Origin of the sequence: Pseudoalteromonas sp. SG43-8, assembly GCF_014164245.1 — a bacterium.
Lineage (GTDB): Bacteria > Pseudomonadota > Gammaproteobacteria > Enterobacterales > Alteromonadaceae > Pseudoalteromonas > Pseudoalteromonas distincta.
Genome location: NZ_JACJEX010000007.1, coordinates 1 through 15,636 on the forward strand (window position 1 = coordinate 1; position 15,636 = coordinate 15,636).

Below are 15,636 nucleotides of genomic sequence, written 5' to 3' on the forward strand. Positions count from 1 at the left end.
GAGGAAATAACAAGTGGCGGAGTGGACGGGACTCGAACCCGCGACCCCCGGCGTGACAGGCCGGTATTCTAACCAACTGAACTACCACTCCGCAGTGGTATGTGCATGGGGTAATGCACTTACTAATTTTAATCATGATATCAAATGGCGGAGTGGACGGGACTCGAACCCGCGACCCCCGGCGTGACAGGCCGGTATTCTAACCAACTGAACTACCACTCCGCAGAGATATCATTATACTTGTTATTACTTAATTTGTTGGCGGAGTGGACGGGACTCGAACCCGCGACCCCCGGCGTGACAGGCCGGTATTCTAACCAACTGAACTACCACTCCAGCATACAAATTTTGTAATATAACATTGTTTAAATAGTTGGCGGAGTGGACGGGACTCGAACCCGCGACCCCCGGCGTGACAGGCCGGTATTCTAACCAACTGAACTACCACTCCAGCGCATATTTAAACTGTTATTTTTTCTTATTGGCGGAGTGGACGGGACTCGAACCCGCGACCCCCGGCGTGACAGGCCGGTATTCTAACCAACTGAACTACCACTCCATAATAAGAATATGTTTTACAACCATACGTTGTGTAAGTGTTGGCGGAGTGGACGGGACTCGAACCCGCGACCCCCGGCGTGACAGGCCGGTATTCTAACCAACTGAACTACCACTCCAGCTTTTACTTACAAGTTTTACGAAAATGGCGGAGTGGACGGGACTCGAACCCGCGACCCCCGGCGTGACAGGCCGGTATTCTAACCAACTGAACTACCACTCCATATTTTCGTTGCTGTTTAGGTCTCCCTGACAGCGGCGTGAATAATACGAACCAACCCCTATTTCGTCAAGGGCTTTTTTGTTTTTTTATAGGTTTTTTAGTCATCTGTCATCGAAAGGTTTAAAATTTCACCTGATCTGTCATTTTTTGAGCCATTTTTACCGACTTGATTTTTTTCTGTGTCGGCAACATCACCTTCGCTTGTTTTCTTTTTCTTTAAAAAAGGCAGCTTAACTTTAAATTTAATCGGTTTTTTCTGAACAAATATACGAATTAACAACCAACCGAGTAATAAAATAAGCGTATTGCAGCCTACAATTAAACTAATAATTGTCGATGTGGCCATTTCTTCTTCAGCAGGTTCACTCTCAATCATTTTATCTGGTGTAATAATCGTTGCCGGATCAATTTCGGGCACCGCTTCTATGGGTCGTTCTATCTCAAATTTATACGTTGGCAGCGTTGCCATAAATTCACGACCATTAATATTAGTGCCAAAAACAGACAGTTCAACACTATATCTACCCCAATCATAATTTTTAACACTAAGCTGACGTGAGTCTTTAGCTGCAGCATCTATGGTAAACATTTGCTCTTCGTTATTGGGATAGTATATTTTTCCCTGGATGATGACTGTTTCTGGCTTAACAATACTTGGGTCTATATTTATAGTTAACAGATGCTCGTCTGTGTCTTGCTCTGCTAACGCGACTTCGGTTACAAAAGGTGGCTCGTGCACTTCTATTGTATTTTGCACAATGCGACGCTGCAGCAGAGGTGTTGCCACGTAAAGCTCTGGTGTCCATTCACCCGCAGGAAAATCTAAAGTAAACTCGCCGGTAAACACACCATCTTTAGGGCGCTCATCAAACCCACGTCCATCGTCCTTAAATTCCGCTACTTCTTGAATGCCTGCGCCAAAGTTAGCAAAGTTTTCATTGTTGGTACTTACAAAGTCAACATTAAGGCTCACAACATCCCTAAATAGGTTTGTGTTAATTGGCTCACCGTCGTTTAGTATTTTCCCGGTGATTTTTATTGTCTCCCCCCTAAACAACATTGAAGGAAGAGGCTCTGCCTCAAGAGATATTTCGCCTAATACAACTATTCTGCTATCGGGCAAAATACTGCCTATTACTTGCCAAGGACCTGCCATAGGTTTTTTTATGGTAACTAAATCGTAGCTGAGTTCGTCAAACCAATCTAAGTTAGGGTTTTTAACTGAGTCAGTAGCAAAGTACTTACTGCCATCGGGCCGCACTAAAATAACAGCAGGTGCACCTGATTTTCTAAAAAACAGCAGTGTTATTTCATCTATTTTGCTATCTATGCGAAAACGATTATCAAGTAAAGGGATCTCATTTTGATGCCCATCGCGCTTGAGCACTTCTACTTGTTTTACGCCATATGCATTGCCAGTAAATAAACTAGCGGCACATAACGCTGTTACAAAATACATCGTTTTCATTAAATCGCCTTATTTAGCGCGCCATATACATTGGCCGCCTTCTTTGTTTACAAGATCTAATCGTGCTTCGTGTGCGCTTTGCTCAGCGTCGCTTGCTCGCAATACAACTAATGGGGCTCTATCGCTATTTAAACGCTTTATACCGCCTTTCTGTTGCTCGCTGCCGTCATCTTTGTTTTGATTCAAATTCAGCTTTGTTTGACCACCCGTCATGGCAAGGTAAACATCGGCTAAAATTTCAGAATCCAGTAGCGCGCCATGAAGTGTTCGCTTTGCGTTATCTACATCGTAACGACGACATAATGCATCAAGATTGTTCTTTTGACCTGGATGCAAGTCACGCGCCATTTTAAGCGTGTCGAGAACTTGACAAAAAGTCTCTGTTTTAGGATAGCCCTGATTAAGTAGTGCAAATTCATTATCCATATGACCAACATCGAACGGTGCGTTATGAATAACTAACTCTGCCCCTTCAATATAGTCGAAAAACTCTTGGGCAATTTGATGAAACAGTGGTTTATCACGTAAAAATTCGTTAGTGATACCGTGAACGTCGATTGCTTCTTCTTCACTTGGCCGTTGTGGGTTTATATAAACGTGAAAGTTATTGCCTGTTAAACGACGGTTTACTAACTCCACACAACCAATTTCTATAATACGGTGCCCTTGTTTAGGGTCGATGCCGGTGGTTTCTGTATCTAAAACTATTTGTCTACGTGCCATATCGAATTTAGCCTGATTCTGGTATCTTTCTATAATCACTTTATTGTACATAAGATCAAGGTAAAACAGTGCAAAAAACCGTAGAGATTTACACCGACGGCTCATGTTTAGGTAATCCAGGCCCCGGCGGTTATGGTATTTTTATGATTTATAACGGCCACGAAAAAGAAATGAGCCAAGGTTATATACTCACAACAAATAACCGAATGGAAATGCTCGCGGCTATTGTAGCCCTAGAATCACTCACTCGAGAATGCGAAGTAAACCTAACAACCGATAGCCAATATGTTAAACAAGGCATTGAATCGTGGATCACTAACTGGAAAAAACGTGGCTGGTTAACATCAGCTAAAAAGCCGGTTAAAAACGTCGATTTATGGAAACGCCTAGATAAAGCCTGTAGCGAGCACAATGTAACTTGGAAGTGGGTTAAAGGGCATAGCGGCAATAAATACAACGAAATAGTTGACGATTTAGCCCGCGATGCCGCTGGCAGTAAAGATTTACTAGAAGATGTAGGCTACCAGCCTTAAATTTATTCTAAGCTAGTTGTTATACCAATTTTATTAAAAACATGTTCATTCTATCGCATTAAATAACTCACTAACTGCGTTAAAAATTATTCATATAGAACAACTATATGTCACAATTTTCGCCTTGTTAATGTGCTATTTTCTTAGCGCTATAATAGATCACTTACTTAATGCAATTGGTATTATTTTTTTGCTCGCACGATTTAAAGTGTTGCTTTGACGTTTGTCTAAGCCCTGCCCCTTTTACTGGTGCAAATTGCGGCCTAGCATGCCACTTAGGTTTTATTGGCGTAAGTGGCGCAACTCTTTTTCGTGCCACCAGCATATAAACACTGCCCATTGGTTTTAAATACTGTTTTGCAAAAGTCCGCCAAAACTCAAATCTTGATAACCTGTTACCTCTTGCCAGTGATGAATAAATAAAACGTTCGTCACTTACAATTTCAAAACCCAATAAATTTAGCCAATCTTTAACCCTCGCAGGGGTAAAAAAGCGCCCCGTCCATGGTAATTTCTGACCACTAAAAGGCAGCATTTGTGCAAGCCCACACAAACTAAACGGGTTAAAACCAGTCACTAGTATATAACCACCCGGAATAAGCGTGCGATGTGCTTCTCGTAAAATGTGATGTGGGTCTGAATGATACTCTAAGCAGTGGCTTAGTATGCAGGCATCAATACTGTGCTCGTAAAATGGCAATTCATCTATGTCAGCAACTACCCCGGTGTAAGGCCCAGGCTCTGCAACACACACTTGGTGTTTAATCGTACTTATACTTGTGTTTAATTCGCCACTTAAATTACCCAACTTAAGCATATGATAGCCAAACATACGCGGTAGCCATTGCTCCATTTTACGTTCAATATCTGTGCGTAAATAATCCCCATGAGGAAACTGCTGCCACGACAGTGGTTTGGGTCCTTCTTGAAAACTAAGGGCTGGTTTCATTTTTTGAGCTCGTTATACTATGTGATAAGTGTCACTTTATAGAGCAATTTACCATGGTGCAAGTCAAAGCAATTAAAGCCTTTTCTGATAATTACATTTGGTGTTTAACTACCAATAACAGTAACCAAGCATGGGTAGTCGATCCAGGCCAAGCACATCCCGTATTAACGTACTTAGCTGAGCACAAACTAACGCTTGGTGGTATTTTAATTACGCATCATCACTACGACCACACTGATGGCGTAGCTGAATTAGTTGACGCCTATCCAGATATATCGGTTTATGGCCCTGCAAATAGTCCATTTAAAGGCGTCACTCACGCACTCACTGATGGACAAAGCATCAGTGTGCTTAATATTAACTTTACTATTTTAGCAACTCCTGGGCACACGCTTGATCATATTTGTTACACAAATGATGAACTTGCTTTTACAGGCGATACATTATTTAGCGGCGGATGTGGGCGCTTATTTGAAGGCACGCCAGAGCAAATGTGGAAATCTTTTAATAAACTAAGAGAGCTGCCTGCAAGCTGTGTTGTGTATTGCACACACGAATACACGCAAGCTAATCTTGCCTTTGCCAAAGCAGTTGAACCACGCAATCCAGAACTACTCGCGTACAGTAAAAAAGTAGATGTATTACGCAGTAATAATCAAATTTCTCTACCGACCTCTATTGGACAGGAGCTAAAAATAAATCCATTTATGCGTAGCGATTTGCCAACCATTATAGAGTTAGTGCCCGAGAAATTTATCTCGGTTACAAAAAACAATGAACCTTGGGGAAACTTTGCGAGTCTGAGACAGTTCAAAGACAATTTTTAATGCAAAAACTAATACTTTAATATTTATTTTATTAGAATCATTAACTTAAGATATAGTGATGATTCTATTTCTGCGTTTTAAAATGTCATTAAGTGGCAATGTTAACTCATAGCAGGTAGTATTCGCCGAGTTTTTTACCCGATGTATTGGTATTTATGAATAAATCTCCCCTATTAGTAGCCTTGGCGTTAGCGCTAAGTGGTTGTCAAACACTGACAACATTAGAGTCAGACTCTAAAGTTGCCACGCAAGCAAACCAACAACTCGAAGGCGCAAGTCCTAACGACATTAACAATGCATTGATGGTAAACGCACAATATCAGCAAGTTGACTCTGATGAGCAAGAAGCTCCCGTGTTTGATGATGTGTGGGAGCGAATTCGCTACCAACTTTCTATCGAAATACCGCAAAACCGCCCTGTTGTTACTGAACGTAATTATTACGCTCGCCACCAAGCCTATTTAGATCGTATTTCTAAACGTGCAGAACCTTACTTACACTTTATTGTTGAAGAAGTAGAAAAGCGCGAAATGCCAATCGAAATTGCACTACTGCCTATTGTAGAAAGCGCATTTGACCCGTTTGGTTATTCTAATCGCAGCGCATCGGGCATTTGGCAGTTTATGCCTGCAACCGGTGAGCGATTCGATTTAAAACAAAACTGGTGGTACGACGGTCGTCGCGACATAGTGCAGTCGACTCGCGCAGCACTTGACTACTTATCGTATTTACATAAAACACTTGAAGGCGATTGGCTAAATGCGATTGCTGCTTATAATTCAGGTGAAGGGCGCTTGATGCGCGCAATTAAAAAGAATCGTAAAAAGCATTTACCTACCGATTTTTGGTCTCTTGATTTACCAAGCGAAACAACAGCCTACGTACCAAAGTTATTAGCACTTGCCGATTTATTAAAACGCTCAGATGATTTTAACGTTACATGGCAACCAGTAATTAATGCACAAGTGGTTGAAGTGGTTGATGTTGGCTCGCAAATAGATCTAGCACTTGCTGCTGATATGGCCGATATGACGCTTACTGAGCTATACAGATTAAACCCCGGTTTTAATCGCTGGGCAACTGATCCTAATGGCCCACATTCTTTATTACTGCCAGTAGATAAAGCAGAGCAATTTAGCCAAAAACTAGCAAACACTGATGTTAAAAACAGATTACGCTGGCAGCGTTATATTGTGGCTCGAGGCGACAGCTTATCAGTAATTGCCAAAAAATTTACAACGAGCTCAAGTGCAATCCGATCGCTTAATAAACTCAAATCAAATACGATTAAAGTAGGCCAAGAGTTACTAGTCCCGCTTACTGATGGCGCTATAAATAGCGAACATTTACCAAAGCAGATGCGTTTAGCTGCTAATAAAGCAACTCGCACAAAGCTTTCGCACACAGTTAAAAGTGGCGACACGTTATGGGACATTAGCCGCGAATATGACGTAACTATGGATGAGTTGGCTAAATGGAATAAGCTAAAGAAAAACTCTGTACTGCGCCTAAATCAAAAACTTACTGTGTATAAGTCAGCTAATAAACCACAAGCAACGGCAAGTACCAACCGTACTATTACATACAAAGTACGCCGTGGTGACTCACTTGCACGTATTGCGTCTAAGTTTAATCTAAGCGTTAACGAAATTATTAAGTGGAATAATTTAGCCGGTCAAAAATACTTACAACCTGGCCAAAAGCTAAAACTTAAAGTTGATGTCAGAAGTAGTTAATTTATAAAACTATATTAAAAGTAAAAAAGTAAAAAGGAGCGCATGCGCTCCTTTTTTAATACCTTAAAATTAAGGGTTAAGCAGGTAGTTTTTCTAGCCATACTTTTAACCAAGGCTCGGTTACCGGCCACGGTTCAAAATCTTCACATGCATCTATTTCTAGGCGGTTGCCCACAGGCTTTGCTTGTAAATCACGAAGTAGCTCGTCAAAGCTTCGCCCTGCGCCACAAAATGTATCGCCGTAACATCTGTCACCCATTGCAATTACACCAAACGGTTTATCGGTAAGCATTGGGAAAGTGCTATTCATTGCAAAGTACAATCCGGCCAAATTACTCGGTACATCACCTTGGCCTGTTGTGGAGGTAACAATTAAAATATGCGATGCATTTTTTATATCATCAAGTGATGCTTCAGTAATTACTGTAGCAGTATGACCCGCTTGCTCTATTGTGGCTGCAACTTCATCGCTTAAACGCTCTGCACCGCCATTAACGCTGCCTACAAAAATACTAATATGTGCCATTAATAATCCTTTTCTTGCTCTGGCCAACCTAGCTGCTTACATATTTCAAGCATGTCTTCACCTAGTGACGCTTTAATTGTTATTGATTCATTACTATAAGGGTGCACAAAACTAAGCTCTGTTGCAAATAACATTAAGCGTCTTAGCTCAAAATGATCCCTAAAAAATTGATTATGCTGGTTATCACCATGATTTACATCCCCAATGATAGGCAGTGATAAGTGCTTTAAGTGTCTGCGAATTTGATGCTTGCGCCCAGTTTTTGGAAAACACTCAACTAACGAGTAACGCACTGTTGGATACTTACCTATAGGAATAGGCAATGCAGCTTGGTGCAAGCAATTAAACTGGGTTTGCGCTTCTTGCGGTGCTTTATCTTGATCTGCAAACTTATCGGCTATTTTATCAAGTTCTTCTTTAAGCGGTTTATCTAGAAATACTGACTCTGGCGCAAAGCCGCGCACTAAGGCTAAATAACGTTTAGCGATGGTGCCTTCAATAAATAGCTGGTTCATATCACGAGCTGCTTCAGAGCTCAGTGCAAACAGCAATACGCCCGACGTAGGTCTATCGAGCCTATGTACTGGAAATACATGTTGCCCTAGCTGGTCGCGCAAAATTTGCATAGCAAACTGGGTTTCGTGTTTATCTAAAAACGAGCGATGCACTAATAAGCCTGAAGGCTTATTTATAGCTACATAGTTTTCATCTTGATACAAAATAGTCAGCTCGCCATATTCAATAGGCGCTAGACGCTCACTCATTTGGTTCTCCTAAAAAGGTATCAAGGGCTGTTAGTAATTCAATAATTTCATCGCTTCCGGCTTTATTCACAAGTGTCATTTGCGCCATAGGGGCGATAGCAAAGTTACGCGGTAGTGGTTGCCTATGTGTTAATAATTGCTGTATTTTTTCAATAAATACAAATTGTAACCACTGCTCAAATGCCATTGTATCGTGACAAAAAGGAGTATTTGAAAGCAGTGCCTCAGCGTCTATTGGCTCACTTTGCCAAAGCGCGTGTTTTTGTAAAAGTGCCGTTAGCTGCACTAAATAAGTTTGGGTTTGCTGGTACATAACCACCCTCTTTTATATATGTAATGCAATTATACCCTGTTCCCTCATAGGCGGCTATGACGTATAATTAATGTAATTTTGCAGTAAAAACAGTTGAGAAAACAATGAGTGATCAAATAGCTACATTAGGTCAGCTTTTAGATGGTGCGGGTACTCAGTGGCGTGCTTTTGATATTGGCAGGCACATTACTAAGCTTGATAAAAAACAATTTTTAGCTATTGAACAAGCTCAAGTGCCTTACCCTTATCCACTTGCTGGTCATGCATGGCTCGCTATTCAATTTTGGGATACTAAAGCCAGTAAAGAACCGTATGTATGGTTTTTAAAATTTCCACTTGATGAGCAAAGTATGCTTGTCAGTGCTAGTCGCGATCACTTTGCTGATATGGTTATTCAAGCGCTAGGCACTGAAATCACAGGCGAACAAGCCGATGGAAAGCTTGATAATAACCCTTATGTTTTTACACCAAACGCAAATAAATTAGCGGCATTTAACGCCCAAGTAAAAGTACTATTAAAACAGCCTGCATCGCAGTATTACGAGCATACACAACTGTACTTTAGCGGTAAAATTGGTTTTGATAATTGGCAAAGTGTTGCACTACAGGGTATTGCCGATTTTGCACTACGCTTAAACAGCGATACAAACTTAAGTAATCTGCAAAAAGCATGGGCGCATTTACCTATTGAAGTACTACAACCACTCAGTGCAATGCTTGAACACGTTGAAATACCAACATCAATGAGTGAGTTACTTGTTGATTACACCCAGGGTGCAATTAGTAACAACGACACAGTGGCTATAACCGCAGCACTAAGATCAGCTTCAAAAGGTCAAGCTCAAGGGTTATGCGCTCAATTAGTCGATACTGTACTAAGCTCACCAGTGAGGTACGACTCTGACGTGTTACTAACAATAGCTGGGCGGTGTTTTAAGCAATTAGAAAACCCTGAACGCTTACATGTATTTATGGATAATTGCGCGCATCATCAGAAAATTGAAGAATTGTTTCCAAGTATTTTTGCTGACTTAGTTGCAATACCGACTATTCGCCCGCATTTATTAGGCTTATTACGTAAAGAAAATCGTAGCGAAACCCTCGCGCGCGCAATTGGAAGGTTATTCTCTTAAATGGCAAGTTTATGGACGTTCATACTTATTGGTAGTGTAATTTACTTATTTTGGCTTAACCGAAAGGTTGCTGAAGCGGCGAACGTTCATGCTAAACGTCAAAGTGAGCAACTGCAGGTGCAGTTGATGAGTGTTGCATGCACAAAACGCCGCTTTGGTTTTTTAAAGAACGGCAAGCCAGGCATTAAAAGTGAATTTATATTTGAGTTTTCAAGCGACGGTGAAAATGCTTATCAAGGTGTGTTAATTATGGAGAATGAGTTTTTGAAAAGTGTGGTTGTTCCACCGCATAAAATATAAACTTAATATACTTTAAGAGTGTGTGTCTTAAATTAATAAATTTAATTCAACACAAAAAACTAAGGCGTAACTAAAGTTACGCCCCAATTGGACTGCATCCTGCTAGATATCCATTATCTTAAATCCGTATTATCATCCCCTGAACGAGTAAACAACCTTGTTTACCCTCACATTGCATCCTGCAATATCCATGGCCACCTTGGCAAACCCACGAAATCTATCGTTTGGCTACATCTGTAGCATCATCCTTGGTAATCCTTTTAAGTAGCTCCTGCCACTTTTGCATCCTGCAATGTCCACTTGCCATCTTGGCAGTCCTGTGTAAACTAACGCTCCTGCTACTTCCTGTAGCGTCATCCGTGATTATCCTAAAGTAACTCCTAGCTACTAAGTGCTTCATGCACTTCCTTATTCTTCCTTGTATCCGTTTTAGCTTGTCCTTTATGCTTCCTGCTAGCGTCTACTATGTTGCCTATTCCTTATCCCTGGCAGTAACTCAATCATTGAGCTATGTCGTCTTGACAAAGAGAAGTTTAAAGCAATCAGGGGGGAGAAATAGGACTTAACACTAAATAAATAAACGTCACAAAAATGAAAAAACAAAATAAACACTGCAGAACAATAACTTAGAACAAAAAAGGCTACTTATTAGTAGCCTTTAAGTGACAATGCTTACGATGATGTGAGAAATATCTCACGGTCTTATGTCCGTTTGGGCGCATTGGCTCACATTATAATTTTAAATAGTTGGCTCAATTATTGATTTAAACAGTAACTCGCCCTCTACTTGATTAAAAGTAAGGTGTTTAAAAGCTTCAAACTTTTCAGTTTTAAAAAATTCAATGTGCTCCTTACGTGTTACAAATACAGCCATCCCCGTTGACTCAGCGTTACATTTAACTAAGTCGTCAAGCCCGCGTAGTAAGTAACGGCCAAAGCCTTGTCCATGAAAATGCGGATCTACGGCAATAAAAGCTAAAAAATAGTAATTGCCTTTTTGTTTAAGGGCGTCTCTAATTGTTTGTTCTTTATCTATTAATTGATTTGTTTGTAAGTAGCCCGCACTCAGCATTAATTTTAAACGCCAGTGCCAATAACGCTGCGCTTGTAATTGGCTATTAGATTCAAATACACACGCTACTGCTTTTAATTTATCGTTGCGGTATAAACCAATTAATGGCTGTTTTTCTTGCCAAAAACTACTGAGCTCTTCGCGAATTAATGATCGTAATTTTTTTTCGTAAACTGGTTTATTTTCGTCATTGTAGCTAAGCATGTTTAGTAATACAGGATCGTCATGATAAGCCTGATAAATTAGGCTCGCTGCAGTACTAATATCTTCTGCAGCTAAATACTGTACGCTGAACGTATCAGCTGGTGTGGTTACACTCATTGTATTTCCTTTATTATTTTAGCTATAGGCTGTTTAACTTTAAACCTAACTATATACCTAAAATTATTAACCGTAAATTCAGCGAGAGTTTAACTAGCAGGAGGTACAGTTAGGTACTAGTATGAATTTTCATTCATTTAAAGGAGCAATATCATGGATACGACAAAACACGACATTAACACACTTTTTGCACAGCTTGGATTACCAAATAGTGATGAGCAAATAGATGCATTTATTGCCTCACATGAATTAGAAGACACAACATTACTCCAAGAAGCTTCTTTTTGGGATGAGGCACAACAGCACTTTTTAGCTGAATCCCTTGCACAAGACGGAGATTGGAGTGAAGTAATTGACGAGTTAGATGTGCGCATTCGTCAAAGTAAGTAATTTTATTTAATGTACCCTCCCTTATTTATTGCTAACATAGCATCTGCGCAGCATTTATATGCTGCGTATTTATTTTATTAAAGAGTTATATATCTAATGAATTCAGTTGTATTTGATGCAATCAAAGCCCTTCTCGATGAAGGCAAAACCCCTACTGTAGCACTAACTAAAAGCCGCTTGGCGCAACCGGTTCCAATGCCGATGATTATTGCAGCAGTAAGCCAATATAAAAACAATCCTGATTCAATTAATAACTTCATGAGAAACCCACTGCAGTCAGATAATACTGAGCTTAAAACAAGTCAATTAGATAGAATTGAGCAAAAACTCGATAAACTTCTTGCGCTGCTAGAACAAAAATAATTTGAGACTATAAATGTTCGTTGTTGATTTAACTTTTGATTGCTACCAAGACACCACCCTAGAACAAGCCGAACAAGCAATAAATCGCTTAGTAAATGCACTGCGTTTTAATGGTCAAATAATGGGGGAAGAATTTCCAACCGTTTTAAAAGATGGATTTTTTATTACCCGCGTAATGTGCCCTACTGAAGATGCAATGCACCCGCTAAATAACAGCCCGTTTGTTAAGCACAGTATCGAAAAGTTACATAGTGCTGGGCTACTTGCGCCAAAAGTAAAAGTGATTGGACAAGATATTCACTCCAACGGCGCTGATTGCTGCAAAGAACCATCAAGTTATATTTTATATACAACCTATGTGCATACGTGCAGTCCGCTTTATTGTGGTGATGACTTTTTGCCTGTGCCGCTATTTCGTATTCCGGCAATTGCTAATGGTGACTATAAAACGCTTATAAAATGGCAAGAAGATTGGCAAGCCTGCGATCAAATCCAAATTAATGGCGCAACCCGTTGTGAGTTTCCGGCGCTTGAAGAAATATCGAGTATTCAAAGCGACTTATACAGACGCGGAAAAGACATAACAAAGCGAATTAGTTTTTTAACTAAAAAGCCAACCTATTATTATTTATACCGTGTAGGCGGCGTAGATAAAGCGTCTGAACTTGAACGAAAGTGCCCTAGTTGTAATGGCGACTGGAAATTACCTGAATCGTGGTTTGGGTTATTCGACTTTAGGTGTGAGCCGTGTGGCTTGGTGTCTAATATATCGTGGGATTTTCAGTAACTACTTTAATAAGCGCTTAAAATCAGCTTAGTGATAACGCTAAGCTGATTTATTAAACACGTTTTAAACCTCTAACGCCTTTAAAAAAGCATTAATGTTAGGTGCAAGTACATGGTGTGTTTTTTTGCCTACGTGCTCTAAGCATACCTCGCCAGTGTGCACCAATACACTCACTAGCAAATCATCTTGATCTGTTAAACCAATAAACACTGTTTCTGGCTGCTTGAGCTTGCGTTTCATTAACACGTGGCCCGTGATATTTTGCTGTAGCAAATTAAAGTCTTCTTCATTCCATGCTTGTAGTAATTCAACCTGATGCCCATCAATACTTGCTAAAATACTTCCACCGTACATATGTCCGTATAGCTCGCTAAGCGCTTTTGGAAACTCAAGTTCTAGTGCACTGGCTAAATCATTAAGCGAACCTGCAGGTTGCTGACGCGCCCCCTGCCATTGAATGTTTCCTTGCTCGTCAACCTCACCAACTTCACATGGGCTTGGCCATTGCTCGTCATGCGCAATAAGTGGGTACTTTGTAGTGTTTTTAAGGGTATTTTCGCTAAATGTTTGATGAAGTTGTTCTATAAGCAATGCAACAGACATACTGTGAAACTCATTTAAATTAGATATAATGTCCCTATTGTAACTATTTAAGAGCAAACATGACAGATTACAGCAATTCTCCAGACCTTAAAGGTAGCGTATTAGGCCAATCTACTGAGTATGTAGATGTGTACACGCCAAGCTTGCTTTTCCCTATTGCGCGCAAACTAAATCGTGATGCTTTAAATATTGACGAAGCAGAGCTTCCATTTAAAGGCCAAGACATTTGGACAGGTTACGAGCTTTCATGGCTAAACAATAAAGGTAAACCGCAAGTTGCCGTGGCCTTATTTACCTTTGAATGCCAAAGCAGCCATATTATTGAGTCAAAGTCGTTTAAACTTTATTTAAATAGCTTTAACCAAACCCGATTTGAAAGCATTGATGTAGTAAAACAGCATTTAATTGATGATTTATCAAACGCGGTTAACAGCCCTGTCAAAGTGACTTTATATAATCCTGATGATTACAATTGCTTACCGTGTACAGCGCTGCCAGGTGAATGTATTGATGATTTAGATATTGAGATTAATAATTACGATATTGATGCTAATTCACTTAAAGCAAAAAGTGATGAAGTAGTTACTGAAACACTCTACAGCCACTTACTTAAGTCGAACTGTTTAATTACCTCCCAGCCTGACTGGGCAAGTGTCATTATACGATACACAGGCGAGCAAATATGTCGCGAATCGTTATTGCGTTATTTAATTTCGTTCAGAACGCATAACGAATTTCATGAGCAGTGTGTTGAGCGTATTTATAGCGATTTAACAACACAACTTAATATTAAAGAATTAGAGGTTTACGCGCGTTATACTCGTCGCGGTGGGCTTGATATAAACCCGTATCGCTCTACGCATTATAACGATACGCCATTTGCAGTTAAAATTAATCGTCAGTAGGTTATTTTAAACTGGAATATGAGTATTAAAAAAGGAGCCTAGGCTCCTTTTTACATTTTTTAATTAATACCAGTTCCATTAAGTACGTGATCTAAATTTTACGCCGAAAAAACAATTCAGTTCTAGGCGTAAATTGATGTAAATGGTTGTTCCCTTTGCGAAATTTACAACAAAGAAATGGGTTGTTTTAGCAAGTAAAATAGATCAGCTATTTATTGGAATTGGTATAACTTCGCGCTTAGTGGGTATGGGCATACCACACACGTCAACGTAGTTATGTGCTTTAACAAACCATGGTTCAACACGGTTTTTACGAGCATTTATTAAGTTTTTAAACACCAGTGAGTTTGTTTTCATCACTTTAAATATACTTTTATCGCTTTGTACATCACCAAGTACTTGTATATTGGTAATTGGGTTAAATGCTTTACCTTCACTTGGTGTGCGCGCTAAACGGTTAAAATGCTCTATACCTTCGAGCAATCGACCAAACACCGTAATATTTTTATCAAGATAGCGCGGGCCTTGCCCTATTGTTACAAAAAACTCCGTACTCGCACTATTTTTATCGTTGTCGCGCGCCATGGCAAACACGCCACTACAATGCACTTGCCATGTTTGCGTATGTGCTGAGTTTTGAGCTACTGCAAAGCCGTTTAAAAAGCCGGTAACTGGTGCATATCCGTCGCCATTTAGCTCAGTAATTAAAAGTGGTTTGTTTGTTGTTAAATAAAACTCAGCTGGAACTGTTTTATCTGCAGTTTTAATTAACTTTTTACCCGAGCTGTCGCCACCTTGCGCTACAAAACCCTCAACAAACCGATAAACGCTGGTGTTTTTATAAAACCCTTCTCGCGCTAACTTTTTAATGTTTTGAGCGTGCTTTGGGGCAAGCTGTTCATTAAGTTCAATATACGCATCGCCCGTTGGCAGCGTTACCTTTAAAATATTTTGAGCATCCACTACTCGCCAGTCATTATCTGTTGCACTAGCAATTACCTCACTCGCGCTCAATAAAGGTAGCTCTTGTTTAGCAAAATCATCACCTAGTTGTTGAGCACAACCGCTCAATAAAACACTAAGCAGAGCTGGCAATATAATTTTTTTCATCGCTTATATCCTTATAATTATTATAGTTTTGG

Annotated in this window: 18 protein-coding genes and 7 tRNA genes; 9 read left to right on the forward strand and 16 right to left on the reverse strand. The window is 40.1% G+C overall.

Annotation, left to right across the window (positions count from 1 at the left end; genetic code table 11):
* Positions 1-14: 14 nt before the first annotated feature.
* The 9 genes from H5122_RS13445 to dnaQ form a co-directional block, all read right to left on the reverse strand.
* Positions 15-91: transfer RNA gene (locus H5122_RS13445), tRNA-Asp, on the reverse strand.
* A 54-nt stretch (positions 92-145) separates the two neighbouring features.
* Positions 146-222: transfer RNA gene (locus H5122_RS13450), tRNA-Asp, on the reverse strand.
* Positions 223-259: 37 nt separating this feature from the next.
* Positions 260-336, reverse strand: a tRNA-Asp gene (locus H5122_RS13455).
* A gap of 38 nt (positions 337-374) precedes the next feature.
* A tRNA-Asp gene (locus H5122_RS13460) sits at positions 375-451 on the reverse strand.
* 31 nt (positions 452-482) lie between these two features.
* A tRNA-Asp gene (locus H5122_RS13465) sits at positions 483-559 on the reverse strand.
* Between the two features lie 41 nt (positions 560-600).
* Positions 601-677 (reverse strand) — tRNA-Asp (locus tag H5122_RS13470).
* A gap of 27 nt (positions 678-704) precedes the next feature.
* Positions 705-781, reverse strand: a tRNA-Asp gene (locus H5122_RS13475).
* A 97-nt stretch (positions 782-878) separates the two neighbouring features.
* Positions 879-2,249 (reverse strand): TIGR03503 family protein, encoded by a 1,371-nt coding sequence (locus tag H5122_RS13480; protein ID WP_182682291.1) that lies wholly within the window; start codon positions 2,247-2,249, stop codon positions 879-881.
* Positions 2,250-2,258: 9 nt separating this feature from the next.
* Complete coding sequence (gene dnaQ, locus H5122_RS13485; RefSeq protein ID WP_149602937.1) at positions 2,259-2,972, reverse strand: DNA polymerase III subunit epsilon; 714 nt, start codon at positions 2,970-2,972, stop codon at positions 2,259-2,261.
* Positions 2,973-3,040: 68 nt separating this feature from the next.
* Between dnaQ and rnhA the strand changes: the two genes are divergently transcribed.
* Positions 3,041-3,505 (forward strand): ribonuclease HI, encoded by a 465-nt coding sequence (rnhA, locus tag H5122_RS13490; RefSeq protein WP_182682292.1) that lies wholly within the window; start codon positions 3,041-3,043, stop codon positions 3,503-3,505.
* A gap of 163 nt (positions 3,506-3,668) precedes the next feature.
* On the opposite strand, the gene H5122_RS13495 is transcribed toward rnhA, so the two are convergent.
* Positions 3,669-4,454 carry a class I SAM-dependent methyltransferase gene (locus H5122_RS13495; RefSeq protein ID WP_002963022.1) on the reverse strand — a complete coding sequence of 262 codons (786 nt, stop codon included), beginning with the start codon at positions 4,452-4,454 and terminating at the stop codon, positions 3,669-3,671.
* 53 nt (positions 4,455-4,507) lie between these two features.
* Between H5122_RS13495 and gloB the strand changes: the two genes are divergently transcribed.
* Both gloB and H5122_RS13505 read left to right on the forward strand, forming a co-directional pair.
* On the forward strand, positions 4,508-5,281 hold the full coding sequence (gene gloB / locus H5122_RS13500) for a hydroxyacylglutathione hydrolase (RefSeq protein ID WP_182682293.1): 774 nt from the start codon (positions 4,508-4,510) through the stop codon (positions 5,279-5,281).
* 155 nt (positions 5,282-5,436) lie between these two features.
* Positions 5,437-7,017, forward strand: a complete 1,581-nt coding sequence (locus H5122_RS13505; RefSeq protein WP_182675669.1) for a LysM peptidoglycan-binding domain-containing protein — start codon at positions 5,437-5,439, stop codon at positions 7,015-7,017.
* A gap of 76 nt (positions 7,018-7,093) precedes the next feature.
* Here H5122_RS13505 and H5122_RS13510 read toward each other — a convergent pair whose 3' ends face one another.
* The 3 genes from H5122_RS13510 to H5122_RS13520 are packed head-to-tail and all read right to left on the reverse strand — an operon-like array spanning position 7,094 to position 8,620.
* The gene (locus H5122_RS13510; protein ID WP_010553680.1) at positions 7,094-7,543 is read right to left on the reverse strand and encodes a flavodoxin; all 450 of its coding nucleotides are present in this window, start codon (positions 7,541-7,543) and stop codon (positions 7,094-7,096) included.
* Complete coding sequence (gene truC, locus H5122_RS13515; RefSeq protein ID WP_182682294.1) at positions 7,543-8,307, reverse strand: tRNA pseudouridine(65) synthase TruC; 765 nt, start codon at positions 8,305-8,307, stop codon at positions 7,543-7,545. Before truC ends, H5122_RS13510 begins: the two co-directional genes overlap by 1 nt.
* The gene (locus H5122_RS13520; protein ID WP_182672058.1) at positions 8,300-8,620 is read right to left on the reverse strand and encodes a YqcC family protein; all 321 of its coding nucleotides are present in this window, start codon (positions 8,618-8,620) and stop codon (positions 8,300-8,302) included. The genes truC and H5122_RS13520 overlap by 8 nt, the downstream gene beginning before the upstream one ends.
* 104 nt (positions 8,621-8,724) lie before the next feature.
* Between H5122_RS13520 and H5122_RS13525 the strand changes: the two genes are divergently transcribed.
* On the forward strand, positions 8,725-9,753 hold the full coding sequence (locus H5122_RS13525) for a DUF3549 family protein (RefSeq protein ID WP_182682295.1): 1,029 nt from the start codon (positions 8,725-8,727) through the stop codon (positions 9,751-9,753).
* On the forward strand, positions 9,754-10,053 hold the full coding sequence (locus H5122_RS13530; protein ID WP_002963032.1) for a DUF3301 domain-containing protein: 300 nt from the start codon (positions 9,754-9,756) through the stop codon (positions 10,051-10,053).
* 739 nt (positions 10,054-10,792) lie between these two features.
* Here the strand turns inward: H5122_RS13530 and H5122_RS13535 are convergent.
* Complete coding sequence (locus H5122_RS13535) at positions 10,793-11,446, reverse strand: GNAT family N-acetyltransferase (RefSeq protein ID WP_182682296.1); 654 nt, start codon at positions 11,444-11,446, stop codon at positions 10,793-10,795.
* Positions 11,447-11,599: 153 nt separating this feature from the next.
* On the opposite strand from H5122_RS13535, the gene H5122_RS13540 reads away from it, so the two are divergent.
* The 3 genes from H5122_RS13540 to H5122_RS13550 all read left to right on the forward strand — a co-directional run bounded on the left by H5122_RS13540 (position 11,600) and on the right by H5122_RS13550 (position 12,986).
* Positions 11,600-11,836, forward strand: a complete 237-nt coding sequence (locus tag H5122_RS13540) for a DUF2789 domain-containing protein (RefSeq protein WP_002958240.1) — start codon at positions 11,600-11,602, stop codon at positions 11,834-11,836.
* Between the two features lie 96 nt (positions 11,837-11,932).
* On the forward strand, positions 11,933-12,199 hold the full coding sequence (locus tag H5122_RS13545; protein ID WP_182682297.1) for a hypothetical protein: 267 nt from the start codon (positions 11,933-11,935) through the stop codon (positions 12,197-12,199).
* Positions 12,200-12,212: 13 nt separating this feature from the next.
* Positions 12,213-12,986: a Zn-ribbon-containing protein gene (locus H5122_RS13550; protein ID WP_002958242.1), complete on the forward strand. Its 774-nt coding sequence runs from the start codon at positions 12,213-12,215 to the stop codon at positions 12,984-12,986.
* 63 nt (positions 12,987-13,049) lie between these two features.
* On the opposite strand, the gene syd is transcribed toward H5122_RS13550, so the two are convergent.
* Positions 13,050-13,589, reverse strand: a complete 540-nt coding sequence (gene syd / locus H5122_RS13555; RefSeq protein WP_182682298.1) for a SecY-interacting protein — start codon at positions 13,587-13,589, stop codon at positions 13,050-13,052.
* Between the two features lie 59 nt (positions 13,590-13,648).
* On the opposite strand from syd, the gene queF reads away from it, so the two are divergent.
* The gene (gene queF, locus H5122_RS13560; protein WP_039488544.1) at positions 13,649-14,494 is read left to right on the forward strand and encodes an NADPH-dependent 7-cyano-7-deazaguanine reductase QueF; all 846 of its coding nucleotides are present in this window, start codon (positions 13,649-13,651) and stop codon (positions 14,492-14,494) included.
* 204 nt (positions 14,495-14,698) lie between these two features.
* Here the strand turns inward: queF and H5122_RS13565 are convergent, their stop codons facing one another.
* The gene (locus tag H5122_RS13565) at positions 14,699-15,604 is read right to left on the reverse strand and encodes a peptidylprolyl isomerase (RefSeq protein WP_182682299.1); all 906 of its coding nucleotides are present in this window, start codon (positions 15,602-15,604) and stop codon (positions 14,699-14,701) included.
* Positions 15,605-15,636 lie beyond the last annotated feature (32 nt).